This is a genomic window from Allosalinactinospora lopnorensis (genome assembly GCF_000981225.1).
GTDB lineage: Bacteria > Actinomycetota > Actinomycetes > Streptosporangiales > Streptosporangiaceae > Allosalinactinospora > Allosalinactinospora lopnorensis.
On sequence record NZ_LAJC01000103.1, the window covers coordinates 1 to 12,104 of the forward strand.

Annotated in this window: 13 protein-coding genes, 1 tRNA gene and 1 pseudogene; 7 read left to right on the top strand and 8 right to left on the bottom strand. The window is 67.4% G+C overall.

The features are described from left to right. Positions 1 to 562, top strand: a 562-nt coding sequence (locus VS93_RS24305) for a reverse transcriptase domain-containing protein (protein ID WP_338022791.1), incomplete at its 5' end; no start/stop codon positions are given. A gap of 202 nt (positions 563 to 764) precedes the next feature. Here the strand turns inward: VS93_RS24305 and VS93_RS24310 are convergent. Both VS93_RS24310 and VS93_RS24315 read right to left on the bottom strand, forming a co-directional pair. Then, on the bottom strand, positions 765 to 1,511 hold the full coding sequence (locus tag VS93_RS24310) for a Crp/Fnr family transcriptional regulator (protein ID WP_046472195.1): 747 nt from the start codon (positions 1,509 to 1,511) through the stop codon (positions 765 to 767). A 255-nt stretch (positions 1,512 to 1,766) separates the two neighbouring features. After that, positions 1,767 to 2,339, bottom strand: a pseudogene (locus VS93_RS24315) (IS110 family transposase); the annotation flags it as partial. 265 nt (positions 2,340 to 2,604) lie between these two features. Here VS93_RS24315 and VS93_RS30710 point away from each other — a divergent pair. From VS93_RS30710 to VS93_RS32675, 4 genes are all read left to right on the top strand, one after another. Continuing rightward, complete coding sequence (locus VS93_RS30710) at positions 2,605 to 3,003, top strand: hypothetical protein (protein WP_201776739.1); 399 nt, start codon at positions 2,605 to 2,607, stop codon at positions 3,001 to 3,003. A 51-nt stretch (positions 3,004 to 3,054) separates the two neighbouring features. After that, entirely contained in the window at positions 3,055 to 3,330 is a 276-nt protein-coding gene (locus VS93_RS30715) for a hypothetical protein (RefSeq protein WP_201776740.1), read from the top strand. A gap of 21 nt (positions 3,331 to 3,351) precedes the next feature. Continuing rightward, positions 3,352 to 3,624, top strand: coding sequence for a transposase (locus VS93_RS33590; RefSeq protein WP_201776741.1), 273 nt, complete (start codon positions 3,352 to 3,354; stop codon positions 3,622 to 3,624). A 453-nt stretch (positions 3,625 to 4,077) separates the two neighbouring features. Continuing rightward, on the top strand, positions 4,078 to 4,206 hold the full coding sequence (locus VS93_RS32675; protein ID WP_269082887.1) for a hypothetical protein: 129 nt from the start codon (positions 4,078 to 4,080) through the stop codon (positions 4,204 to 4,206). Between the two features lie 79 nt (positions 4,207 to 4,285). Here the strand turns inward: VS93_RS32675 and VS93_RS24325 are convergent. The 3 genes from VS93_RS24325 to VS93_RS24330 form a co-directional block, all read right to left on the bottom strand. Further along, positions 4,286 to 4,358: transfer RNA gene (locus VS93_RS24325), tRNA-Ala, on the bottom strand. Between the two features lie 221 nt (positions 4,359 to 4,579). Then, positions 4,580 to 4,702: a DLW-39 family protein gene (locus tag VS93_RS29540; RefSeq protein WP_220270034.1), complete on the bottom strand. Its 123-nt coding sequence runs from the start codon at positions 4,700 to 4,702 to the stop codon at positions 4,580 to 4,582. A 321-nt stretch (positions 4,703 to 5,023) separates the two neighbouring features. Continuing rightward, positions 5,024 to 5,857: a helix-turn-helix domain-containing protein gene (locus VS93_RS24330; RefSeq protein WP_082127162.1), complete on the bottom strand. Its 834-nt coding sequence runs from the start codon at positions 5,855 to 5,857 to the stop codon at positions 5,024 to 5,026. Positions 5,858 to 6,293: 436 nt separating this feature from the next. Here VS93_RS24330 and VS93_RS24335 point away from each other — a divergent pair, with 436 nt between their 5' ends. Continuing rightward, on the top strand, positions 6,294 to 6,602 hold the full coding sequence (locus tag VS93_RS24335; protein ID WP_046472197.1) for a hypothetical protein: 309 nt from the start codon (positions 6,294 to 6,296) through the stop codon (positions 6,600 to 6,602). Positions 6,603 to 6,894: 292 nt separating this feature from the next. On the opposite strand, the gene VS93_RS24345 is transcribed toward VS93_RS24335, so the two are convergent. The 3 genes from VS93_RS24345 to VS93_RS24355 are packed head-to-tail and all read right to left on the bottom strand — an operon-like array spanning position 6,895 to position 10,579. Further along, positions 6,895 to 7,974 carry an ABC transporter ATP-binding protein gene (locus tag VS93_RS24345; RefSeq protein WP_046472199.1) on the bottom strand — a complete coding sequence of 360 codons (1,080 nt, stop codon included), beginning with the start codon at positions 7,972 to 7,974 and terminating at the stop codon, positions 6,895 to 6,897. Continuing rightward, positions 7,971 to 9,551: an ABC transporter permease gene (locus tag VS93_RS24350; RefSeq protein ID WP_046472200.1), complete on the bottom strand. Its 1,581-nt coding sequence runs from the start codon at positions 9,549 to 9,551 to the stop codon at positions 7,971 to 7,973. The genes VS93_RS24345 and VS93_RS24350 overlap by 4 nt, the downstream gene beginning before the upstream one ends. Continuing rightward, positions 9,548 to 10,579, bottom strand: a complete 1,032-nt coding sequence (locus VS93_RS24355) for an iron ABC transporter substrate-binding protein (protein ID WP_052745969.1) — start codon at positions 10,577 to 10,579, stop codon at positions 9,548 to 9,550. Before VS93_RS24355 ends, VS93_RS24350 begins: the two co-directional genes overlap by 4 nt. A gap of 318 nt (positions 10,580 to 10,897) precedes the next feature. On the opposite strand from VS93_RS24355, the gene VS93_RS24360 reads away from it, so the two are divergent. After that, positions 10,898 to 11,680: an SDR family oxidoreductase gene (locus VS93_RS24360; protein WP_046472201.1), complete on the top strand. Its 783-nt coding sequence runs from the start codon at positions 10,898 to 10,900 to the stop codon at positions 11,678 to 11,680. Positions 11,681 to 12,104: the final 424 nt, after the last annotated feature.

Consider the following 12,104-nt stretch of genomic DNA (forward strand, 5'->3'; position numbering starts at 1 on the left):
ACTGGAGAGCGGAATGCGGGGAAACTCGCCCGTTCCGTTCGGGAAGGGGCCGTCGGAAAAGGACCCGAGCCACGGGCACCTCGCCGACGGCCTACTTCACTCCTCGGGATCCTACTTCCCGGATCCGGTCAGATCGGTCGACATCCCCAAGCCGGGCGGCGACGTCAGGACCTTGGGAGTACCGACCATCGCCGATCGGGTGGCCCAGACGGTGGCGGCGAAGCGGCTGGAGGCCGCGGCGGAGCCGCTGTTCTTTGAGGACTCGTTCGGTTTCCGGCCTGGACGCGGCGCGCATGATGCGTTGCGGACCTGCCGAGAGCGGTGCTGGCAGCGCCGCTGGGTGGTGGATGTCGATATCGCCAAGTTCTTCGACGAGGTGGATTGGGATCTGCTCATCCGGGCGGTGCAGGCACTGGACGTGCCGTCCTGGGTGGTGCTCTACGTGCGTCGGTGGCTGGCCGCCGACGCGGTGGCTCGTGACGGGGCCATCCGGTCCCGGAACCGGGGAACACCGCAGGGCGGCCCGGTCTCACCGGTGCTGGCCAACCTGTTTCTGCATTGAGCCGTCGATGCGTGGCTGGAGGGTGAGCACCCGACGGTGCTCTGGGAGCGGTACGCCAACGACCTCGTTCTGCACTGCGTAACCCGCCGCCAGGCCGCAACGGTCCTGGCGGCATTAGCGCAGCGAATGGCCGAGGTCGGGCTGCGGCTGCATCCGGACAAGACCCGGATCGCCTGCCGGGAATCCACCATCTGGGTGGATTTCACGCGAATTCAGCGAAAGCACGCAAACTTTCCAGGTTGGTTATCACCAGATTCCTGTAGCGCGACGTAATGTATCCGGAATTCCGGAGCTTACGCACGGCCTGTCCCACTGCGTCCTCTTTCGAGCCGATGATCCTGCCCAATTCGACATGGGAAAGCCGCACGCCGAGATCGATCCCATCGGGTGTCTCGATCCCATGCCGGTCGGCTAGGTCGACGACGACGCGTGCCAGGCGGACGGGGACGTCATAGCCAGCGAAGTCGAGTCGGCGGTGGTCCGCCCACTCCAGCCGATCGCCGATGATGGAACCAACTGCCTTCCACGCGTCGCTGTGTTGGTCGAGAAACCTGAGGAACTCCCACCCGGGCAGGGCGTGCACGAGGGTCCGGGCGCAGGTGGTGACGGTTGCCATGCGATCGCGCCCCCGCAGCAGAGCAAGTTCTCCGATGATATCGCCACTCACACGGATGCCCAGCAGGGACTCGCGGCCGTTGCTCAACCGGGCGGTGACCTTGACGCACGCAGAGAACTCGCTGTGCGCGGACCTGAGGATGTAGATCAGGTCGCCGCCGGCACCTTGGTGGAGCAGGGTGGTGTCGGCCGGGTACTCGCGGGCCGACGCGAGGGAGAAGAGGCTGCGCCGCGTGTCATCGTTCAGCAGGGCTACGAAGGTGCTCGGAGGCCACTCCCACGATGGCTGGGGGATGGGGAGACGGTGGGGCACGGTGAGGAATCCTTTGATCATCCCGCTGTTCGGACTCGTCTCCAACTATCCCGGATCTCACGCCGCCGTAACAGTTGATATCCCAGATTGGTCAGTGTGTTTGCATATCACCGAACACGGTCCGAACGAAACCGGGCAGCCTCCCGGACGCGGGCTCGACCGGACGGAGCTGTTAGGGGCTGTAAAAGGAAAACGCGTCTGTTCTCGCTGTGTTGCGTGTCGGTGTGGTGGAAGGACGCGGCGTGAATGTGACGGGGGGTGCCTCTATGTTCTTGGTCAAGCGAGGCGTGGGGTTCTGGGTTCGTAGAAGGTCCCGTCGCGGAGCATGGCGAACAGGACGCTGATGCGGTGGCGGGCGAGACGAAGCAGGGTCTGGGGGTGGGTCTTTCCGCGGGCCCGGCAGCGGTCGTAGTAGCTGCGCGAGGCCGGATCGTGCAGGGCGGCGAACGCCGAGAGGAACATGGCCCGTTTGAGCTTCCGGTTTCCGCCTCTGGGCGCGTGTTCGCCGTGGATCGAGGTCCCCGAGGACCTGGTCGTAGGGGCGAGGCCAGCGTAGGAGGCGAGATGGGCGGCAGTGGGGAAGTTGGTGCCGTCGCCGACGGTGACCAGCAAGACGGCGGCAGTCCTGACCGCGACCCCCGGGATCGAGGTCAGGACCTGCGAAAGAGGGTGTTCCTCCAGCAGGTCCTCGATCTGGGCCTGCAGGGCCCAGCGCTGCCCGTGGACGGCTGCTAGCGAGCGGGCCAGTGACGGAATCACGATGTCGAGCGTGCCGGTGCCGGGCACGACCACGGTCTGCTCGTCGAGCGCGTCGAAGACCTCGTCGATCAGCCGGGCGGCCATGCCGGGCCCAGAGGCCGACGGCCCTCTTGCAGGGCCACCAAAAACATAACGGGGGAGGCCGAGGTGTCGCTAGCGGCGAAATTCCAGGTATTGTTCCCGCTCCGGATGAACGTCAGCGGCGTTGGGGGTTCCCGAAAAGGATTACGAGGGCGCCCAGGCTAAACGGTATGTAGTGAGGGTTCGCGGAGGCCGGGGCCCCGCTCACACGTTGGCGTGGGTTGCCGACCAGGCAGAACCTGGACAGTAGTGCCTACATGCGTAGGAGGCCCCGGTGTCTTTCGAGAGTACGACCGTGGGGCTCGACATGCACGCCCGCTCTGCCACCGCGTGCGCGATGCTTGGCCCCACCGGTGAGATCATCACCACTCGTCTGAGCAGCGACCATACTCAGATCCTGGACTGGCTGCACACCCTGCCCGCCCTCGTCCGGGCCGTCTACGAGGCCGGACCCACCGGCTTCGCACGGGCCCGCTCCCTGACCGGCGCTGGTATCGGCTGTGTCGTGGCGGTCCCTCCAAGCTCCAGCGGCCTGGCGGAGAGCGGGTCAAGACCGATCACCGCGACGCACTGCACCTGGCCCGGTTGCTGCGCTTGGGCGAGGCCAGCCCGGTCACCGTGCCCGCCCCGGCCCGGCCCGGGAAGCGGCATGCGACCTGTCCCGGGCTCGTGAGGATGCCCGCGCCGACCTGATGGGCCCACCCGCCACCGCCGGTCCAAGCTGTTGCTGCGCCAAGGCCTGCCCTGGGAGGGAAAAAACACCTGGTCGCTGGCCCACCACGACTGGATCGCCCGCCAGCGCTTCAGCGAACCGGCGCTGCTGGTGGCCTTCGAGGCTGCTCAGGAGCAGGTCCTGCTAACCCGTGACCGGCTGGATCGGGGGGCCATCGCCGAGGCGGCCGCCGAGTCCGCCTGGAAGCCGGTGGTGGACCGGATACGGTGTCTGCGTGGGATCTCCACCGTCACCGCCTTCGGCCTGGCCACCGAGATCGGCGACTAGCACCGCTTCACCGGCTCCAGTATCGGCTCCTACGTCGGGCTGGTCCCCAGCGAGCACTCCTCAGGCACGCGGCACGTGCTGGGGCCGATCACCAAGACCGGCAACACCCACGTGCGCCGCCTCCTGGTGGAGGCCGGCTGGCACCGCCGCCGCCCCCACCGCAATGCCACACGGCAGATGCGCACCCGCTGGGAACAGGCCCCGACTGCGGCCCGGGGCCACGCGGGCAACCACCGCCTCTACCACCGCTGGGCTGCTTCGATACGCGCGCCAAGAAGCCGTTGGTGGCCGTGATCGCGATCGCCCGGGAACTGCCGGGTGGTGCTGGTGTCAACGGCGGTTGAAGAGTGGGCCCGGCCCGAAACCCACCGGTGGAAAACACACGCGTGCACCGCGTGAGGAATGACTCGCGATACAGCTATGAGCAGCTCGGGGACGGTCCCGACCACGCTCGATCTCTAGACACACGGTCTCGTTCCCGCCGATACCGGGTGTGATGGAGGCTTTCATTCCTGGGAAGGATGAGAGTCATGGCAGCGGTGAGGAAGTACCCTGATGAGCTGCGGGAAAGCGCCACTCGGATGGCGATGGAGGCCCGCAGGGCTCCGGCCACACGCCCAGGGGCGATCGCGCGCATCGCCGAGCAACTAGACATCAACCGCGAGACGCTGCGCAACCGGGTCTCTCAAGCTGAGATCGACGCCGGCAATCGTCCCTGCACCGCCACCGATCAAGCCCAACATCACGATGAACATCTATACGCACGTGCTGCCCGATCGCCAGCGGGCGGCGCTGGACAAGCTCGGTGACGCGCTCGACGAAACCGGGCGTGGTGACGACGACGCCCCTCCGGGCACGCTCGCCGGAGCCAGGTAGAAGGCGGTTGCCGTCAACTACTGTCCTCAAACGATCAAGGGCGTTCCCCGCTATGGGTGAACGCCCTGCTCATTGGATGTGGAGCCAAGGGGAGTCGAACCCCTGACCTCCGGTATGCAAAACCGGCGCTCTGCCATCTGAGCTATGGCCCCTGACTTCGGTCAATGGAGAGCATACCGCCCTGGGCGGAAGACCGGCGCCAACCCCGGCGCCCGCACTGGATCGCCGGGGTTCCGAAGGTACCGAGCGCGATGACCGCACTCATACCGGAGGCGCGGGCGTCGCAAGGGGGCGAACGTACCCGTCTCCCGGCACATAAGCGACAGCCACAGGCACGTTGGGACGTGCCGTGGCTGGTCGGCCTGCCGTGGAACTAGTTGTCGCTGGCCGCGGTGGCTTCCGTCCACAGATCGAGTTCGGCACGGTCAGCCTGGATCTTGCGGTAGATGGCGAATGCCCCGAGGGCCACCAACACCAGGACGATGATCTTCTTCACGGTGTGGACCCCTTCTTCGATCACTGGATATTCGGTCTGGCTTGGACGCGCAGCTCGGAGACCGGGGAGGTGCCGACCGGAGGTCCGGCCGGTTCCGTCTGCCCGTCCAGCCGAGCGGAAGGCGTCGGTAAAGAACCGTATGGAGTTGTCTTCAAGCAGACTAGCAACCCGTTGTGCGCGATCCCGGTTCTACAGGGGTGTTTCACCAGAAGCTTCACGGGTTTCGGCCGCTGGTCGAAGGGAGAGAGCCGATCCTGGGCAAGGGTGGCTGGATCCGGACACGCGAAACGTCCACTGTCGGCCGACTGAATAGAGCGGTTCTCACGTCAGCAGCGCCAGCCGCTTCAACGTACCGATTGTGGCCTCGGAGGGGTTCGCGACCGCGACGATGCGCCGCCACACGTTCTGGCACCTGCGCACCTCCTCGTCCGATTCCACGATCCCCCCTCCATGAGGGGTGTCGACGAAGGCGAGGGAGGCCTCGTCCTCGTCGAATCCCAGCACGGTGAACGGTCCTGCCGTGCCCGGATGCAGCCCCGCGGACGTGGGCAGCAACTGGATCACGACCCGTTCGTGCTCTGCTCCCAGCTCGATCAGGCGGCGGAGCTGTGCGCGCAGCAGCCCCGGCTCGGAACCGAGACGCTGCAGGGCGTCCTCCTCCACGACCGCGTGGTACCGCTCGAGGTTGTCGCCGTCGAGCACCTCCTGGCGCTTCAGGTACGCCGCGACCGTGCGCTCCACGCCGCGCTCGGAACGCCCCTGGGAACGGGCGAACGCCGCTGTGTACTCGGGCACCTGAAGCAGGTCCGGGACGAGCATCCCCGCGTAAGTGTCGATGGCGACCGCGCCCGCCTCATTGCCGACATAAGCAGAGGAGATGACGTCTTCGTACTCGGTCCACCAAGGGCGCAACCGGGATTCGCGCGCCAGCGTGAGAATCGCCTCCCGTTGCCCTCCGGTGACCCCGTAGAGTTTGAGAAGCGCGGAGACTTCGATGACCGAGGGCCATTTGCGGATCCCCGTCTCGATATGCCCGAGTTTGGCCGGTGACCATTCGAGCACATCGGCGACGTCGCTGAGTGTCATTCCGGCTTGGACACGACGCCTGCGCAACTCGGCTGAGAGGCGGCGGCGTCGAACGGTTGGGCTGGTCATGGCGCTATCCATACACACTGGGTATTGGTGCTGTGGCACTAGAGAAGCACTCGCCCTAGCCTCTAGCAATGAGTTTCCAGAAATCGGCCACCGGATCGCGGGACTTCTTCGTCCCGCCGCTCCCCTCGGAGTTTCGGTCCACGTCTAACGTGATGAACGGAAGCCGCCCGACACCCGTGTATCGCCGCGCAGGCCGGCGACCGCGCCCCGGTGGAGGCCCTGGCCGGGGGCGCAGCGCCGCACCGGGAGTCCGCGCCTCCAGTTCCACGATGCGCGATCGACACGGCGGCTCAAGAGCGATGTCCCCGCCGGACAGAAGCAGTGGCCCCTGCGGTGTCCTCGTCCGGCCTCGGGGTGCCCCCCGAAGAGCCGGAAGAACATACGATGCAGGGTGGATCGCCGGGGTATACGCCCCCGTGAACACGCTAGGAACCCTATGAGCCATCCCATCGACGACACCGAGCAGCTGATCGCGAACGCCGAACAGGAGATCCCACCGTCCATCCGCTCGCGACTGATCGCGAAACTACGCATGGGGGTCCACATCGACGACGCTTCGCGCGAGCTCGGTGTGAATCCGCAGCGCGTATTCTCGGCGGCGCGGATCCTGAGCGCCTTCGGGGACCAACTGGACGCCACACTGACTGCCGAGCGCGATCCCGAGCTCCCGCACGGCACGGTCACCGGCTACAACAAGCGCTGCCGCTGCCCGCAGTGCCGGGGCGCGGTGAACCGCCAACTCTGACGCCGCTCCGATCGTGACCAGGCCGATTGACCTCAACGGCCAGCGTTTACCCGGAATTGTTCGGTAGGATCGGGCTTTTCACGCTTATTGATCTTGAACCTGGGGAAACCGCTCATCATGAGCGAGCGTGTGGACTGGGCCGCGATGACCGACGAGGAATTCATTGCGCTGGTGCAGCAGCTGATGGAGCCCTACCCGGACGAACCCGAAGACGAAGACTAACCCCACCCTGGTCCCGACGCGGGAGGCAACCACCACCTTCCGCGGGGGCGGCATGTGCGCGGGAACAGGTTCACCGGGTTCTCACGTCACGGACCCGGTCCTGTCCTGAACGCGTCTCTTCGGGAGGGCCGGGGAAGAAGGAGACCTCACCCGCCACCCGAACGTTGACGGTCGATCCGACCTCTGGGGGCGGGTAGCCGTGTGAGCGGGCGTGGATTTCGGTACCGTCCTCCTCGACGGCCAACTGCACGACAGTGTCATGCCCCGCGAAGGTAACCGCCTTGACCTGAGCGGGCACCCCTTGCCCCGGGTCTAGGACGATCCGCTCCGGGCGCAGCACAACCCGGCCCCGGCCGCCCGTCCGGTCCACGTGCCGCCCCGGATCGAGCCTCCCCAGAGCGCACCACACGCTGCCGTTCTCCAGCGTTCCAGGGAGGACCACGGTCTCGCCCAGATACTCGGCCAGCCCGGCGTCATACGGATGCTCGTAGACATCACGTGGCGGCCCCGACTGCACAACCCGGCCACCGCGCATCAGGGCCACAACGTCGGCGGTGGACAGCGCCTCCTCCTGGTCGTGGGTCACCAGCAGCGCGGTCACACCGGCGACGCGCAGCACCTCGCGGACCTCTTGACGCAGGGCCGCGCGCAGTCCCGGATCGAGCGCGTTGAAGGGCTCGTCCAGCAGGACCAGCGCCGGTTCCGGCGCGAGCGCGCGGGCGAGTGCCACCCTCTGCTGCTGCCCGCCGGACAGCTCGTGCGGCATCCGAGGTCCGTAGCCCTCCAGACCCACCAGCCTCAGCATTTCGGCCGCCCGCTCCTCCTTGCCGCGCCCGCGCACCCCGAAGGCCACATTCCAGGCGACCGGCAGGTGCGGGAAGAGCGCGCCCTCCTGCGGGACCACTCCGACGCCCCGGCGCTCGGGAGGGAGGTGCCGGCCCGGCCCGGCCAGTGTGCGCCCGCCGACCTCGATCGAGCCGGCGTCGGCACGCTCGAAGCCCGCCACCAGGCGCAGCAGGGTCGTCTTGCCGCAGCCGGACGGTCCCAGCACGGCGGCCAGGCAGCCGTCCGCGACGCGGAGGGCGAGATCGCTGAGTACCGGTGTCGCACCGAAACTCTTCGCGATTCCGCTGATCTCGAGCGTGCTCATCGGTCTCCTTCGAGTCCGTTGGCCTTGCGGCCCAGCAGAAAGGCCGGCACCGCCGCGAGCACGACGAGCAGCGCCGCGTATGGCGCGGCGGCCCCGTACGCCCCGCTGGCGGTGTGCGTCCACAGGCGGGTCGCCATGGTCTCCATCCCGGTCGGGCGGAGCAGCAGTGTGGCTGGGAGTTCCTTCATACAGGTGAGAAAGACCAGGGCCGCGCCGGCCGCGATGCCGGGGGTGGCCAGCGGCAGGGTCACCCGGGCGAACACCCGCGGCGGCGGGCTTCCGAGCGAGCGCGCCACCTCCTCCAGTCCGGGCGGGGACTGGGCCACAGCGGAGCGCACCGCCCCCACGGCGGCGGGCAGGAACAGCAACGCGTAGGCGAAGACCAGGAGCGGGCTCTCCTGGTACAGCGGATAGGCGTAGTGCACCGCGAAGTACACCAGCGACAGCGCCACGACGATTCCGGGCAGCGAGTACCCGAGCCAGGTGATCCGCTCCAGCAACTGCGGGACCGGACCAGGGTTGCGGGCCGCGAGGACGCCCACGGGCAGGGCGAGCACCGTGGCCAGCGCCGCGCCGGCCGCCGAGACCGCCAGCGTGGTGAGCGAAGCCTCAAGCAGCATCGGACCGTCGAGACCGGCGGAGGAACCGCGCACCAGCCAGTAGCCGATACTCACCAGCGGCAGTACGACCGCGAGCCCGGCGACCGCTGCGCATGCCAGAACGGCGGGGAACGTCCACACGCCCAGTCGCCCCTGCTGCCGGGCACGCGTGGCCCCGGCCCCCACCCGGCTGAAACGGGCGCGGCCGCGGCTCCGGGCCTCCCCCCACAGGATCAGCACCGTGATGGCGATGAGAACACAGCTCAGCAGGGCGGCGGAGACGTGATCGAGGTTGGCCCGAGCGAAGATGATGCGGGTGAAGGTGTCGTAGCGCATGATCGACACCGACCCGAAGTCCGACAGCACATAGAGCGCGGCCAGCAGCGCCCCCGCAGCGGCGGCCGGCTGCACCTGCCGCGCTGTGACCTGGAAGAAGGTCGCCACAGGGCCTTTACCTAGGGAGCGTGCGACCTCCTCCTGGTCGCGGTCCGCGCGCCCAAGGGCGGCGAGGACCGGCAGGAAGATATAGGGGTATGTCGACAGGGTGAGCACGATGACGGAGCCGTCGAACCCGTTCAGCCAGGGGAACGCCGAGATCCACACGAAGGCCGCCACATAACTCGGGATGGCGAGCGGAAGGGTGGCCACCAGCGCCCACATCCGACGGCCGGGCAACCGCGTCCGGGCGATCAGCCAGGCCAGCCCGACTCCGATGACCAGACCGCCCACTGTGGTCGCCGCGGCGAGCCCGAGACTGTTCATCACCAGCCGGAGCGTGGTCTCCCGGAACAGTTCGCCGGCCGCGTCCTGCCAGCCGTCCTGGAAGGCGAGGATCAGCAGGTAGACCAGCGGCAGCAGGGCGATGCCCGCGACGAGGGCCGAGAGGCCGAGCAGCGCGGGGGAGGGGGACGCCGAACGGCCGGGGCGGACCTCGTTGGTCCCCCCCGGCCGGCGGCTTCGTGGTCCGGCCAGCGTCACGCCAGGCCGGCTTCCTGGATCATCTCCACGGACTCCTCAAGGGAGTGCAGGTCACTCAGGTCGATGTCGGGCTGCTGGAGTTCACTGAGCTCGGGCAGCTCCTCCATGGTCTCGACCCCTTCGACCAGCGGGTACTCGGAGGTCTCCTGGGTGAAGTACTCCTGCGCCTCCTCGCCGAGGAGGAACTCCAATGCCTGCTGGGCCTCCTCCTGGTTGCCGCTGGCGGCGAGGACACCGGCCCCGCTCACGTTGACCAGCGCCCCCGCGTCGCCATCGGGGAGGTAATGCAGCTCGGACCCGACAGCGTCCTCTCCCTGTTCCTTGACGCGCTCGTACCAGTAGTAGTGGTTGTTCAGGCTCACGGCGATCTCGCCGTTGTCCAGGGCGTCGAGCATCGCCCGGTTGTTCTCGTAGGACTGGACCCCGTTGTCGTTCAGGTCCTGCAGCCACCGCTGGGCGGCCTCGTCTCCTTCGATGACCCGAAGGGCGGTGACGAACGCCTGGAAGGAGCCGTTGGTGGGGGCGATGCCGACCTTGCCCTCCCACTCGTCACCGGTGAGATCCATGACGCTGTCGGGCGGGGTGTCGACCTCCTCCGGGTCGTAGGCGATCACGCGGGAACGGCCGGAAAGCCCCACCCATTCACCGCTGTCGGCCCGGTACTCCTCGGGGACGCGGTCCAGAATGTCCGACGGTAGTTCGGCGAGCAGCCCATCCTGCACGAGCAGTCCCAGACTGCCCGCGTCCTGGGCCAGGTAGACATCGCCTTCGCTCCGGTCGCCCTCGGTCTGGAGCTGGGCGGCGAGGTCGGCTGTGTCGCCGTAGCGCACCTCGACCTGTAGACCGGTCTCTTCCTCCAACCGGTCGATGATGGGCTGGACCAGGTCCTCTTCCCTGCCGGAGTAGATCGTGACGGTGTCATCACCACCACCGTCGTCGGCGGCGGGACCGCAGCCCGCGGTGAAAAGAGCGAACACGGGCAACGCGGTGACAAGAAGGCCGCGTCGGCCGGAGGTGAAGGCTCTCAAGTCGGTTCTCCTGCCGGTAGTCGGGGGATCGTTCGAAGTCGGACCGACTCGAACTGTGCGCATAAAGCAAGGCTAACCTAGGTTAGGTTCACCTTAACAGAAGCCGCTCAAGGGTTCGATAGCACCCGGGCATTACCAGGCCACGCTGCAGACGGCATGAGGCCGAACCGACATGTCGACACGGAGAAACTCCCGCCCGCAGGCTCCGTACCGGTTTGTCGACATGTCGCGCCCCAGCGTGATTACGGAACCGGTACGGATAGCGGGTAGGGGCAGAGGCAACACCCGCCCATGGGACATCGTGGGAAGGAAACCGCTATGGATACGACACTCGTCACTGGCGGATCCGGGACACTCGGCCGCCACGTCCTGCGCCGACTGGTCGAAGCGGGTACGGAACCGCATGTAGTCGCCCGGCGATCAGCCCCTGGCTGGTCGAACGGCACCACCTGGTTCACTGTTGATCTCGCCGACGGCCGCGGTCTCGATCAGGCGCTCGACGGCTGCCGGACGGTGCTGCACTGCGCCAGCGACACGGTCCGGCACACGAAGGACATCACCCAGGCGGGGAACCTGCTCAGCGCGGCCGCGCGGGCCGGTGTCGAGCACATCGTCTACGTGTCGATCGTGGGAATCGACCGGCTCCCCTACGGCTACTACCGGACCAAACTCGCGGTCGAAGAACTCGTCGAGGAGTCGGGGCTGGGCTACACCATCCTGCGTGCGACACAGTTCCACGAACTTCTCGCCTGGATTCTCAAAGCACTCAACCGCGCCCCGACCGTACCTGTCCCCGCGAGAACGTACCTCCAGCCCATCGCCGCTGAGGAAGTTGCGGAACAGCTGGTGGAGCTCGTGAAGGGGCCACCGCGGAAAGAAATCCTGGAAACAGGCGGACCGGAGGTCAAGTCGGCCAGGGAGCTCGCCGACATCTACCTCTCCGTGCACCACGCACGAGCACGGACAGCGGGGATTCCCATCCCTGGACGGATCGGCTCCGCCCTACGCTCGGGTGCGCTGCTGGCACCCGAGCACCGGTACGGCCGCCAAACCTGGCGAGCGTTCCTCACCGGGGAATCCCCGGACCGCGAGCCCGGCTGATCCTCCCGCGGAGCGCCCGGCGTTCCCGGGGATACGGCGGTTCACCGGCTGCCAGCAGGGCATCCGGTGCCTTCTCTGCGCGGGACTCCTGTATGTAGCCGACCACAGCGTTGACGACCACGACGCCGAGGGCCACGCTGATGTCGACCTGCGAGTCGCCAGGGGCTGCTCGGTCATGTCCCGAGCCTTCGTGATGCGCTATACCAGCCGGAAGGGGTCTTTCGGGCATGGTGCCGGTTCGAACGGCCCGCCGGCACCGAACGAGTTCACTGCCCCGGCTTTTCGACACACCGGGCGTACAGGTCGCGGACGGATGCGATCCCGGCCGTGTGCTGGATGGGTTCGCGATTCATCCACCAGGCGATGTCGAGGACCGGAAGCCGAGGGACGAGACCCATGGGAATGCGCTGCGTCCGACCATTCG

Excerpts from the sequence above, each read along its gene's own strand:
- VS93_RS24345 (WP_046472199.1), bottom strand. The coding sequence starts at position 7,974 with ATGAGCACGCTCGAGATCAGCGGAATCGCGAAGAGTTTCGGTGCGACA.
- VS93_RS32675 (WP_269082887.1), top strand. The coding sequence starts at position 4,078 with ATGAACATCTATACGCACGTGCTGCCCGATCGCCAGCGGGCGGCGCTG.
- VS93_RS24330 (WP_082127162.1), bottom strand. The coding sequence starts at position 5,857 with ATGACCAGCCCAACCGTTCGACGCCGCCGCCTCTCAGCCGAGTTGCGC.
- VS93_RS24310 (WP_046472195.1), bottom strand. The coding sequence starts at position 1,511 with ATGATCAAAGGATTCCTCACCGTGCCCCACCGTCTCCCCATCCCCCAG.
- VS93_RS24360 (WP_046472201.1), top strand. The coding sequence starts at position 10,898 with ATGGATACGACACTCGTCACTGGCGGATCCGGGACACTCGGCCGCCAC.
- VS93_RS24335 (WP_046472197.1), top strand. The coding sequence starts at position 6,294 with ATGAGCCATCCCATCGACGACACCGAGCAGCTGATCGCGAACGCCGAA.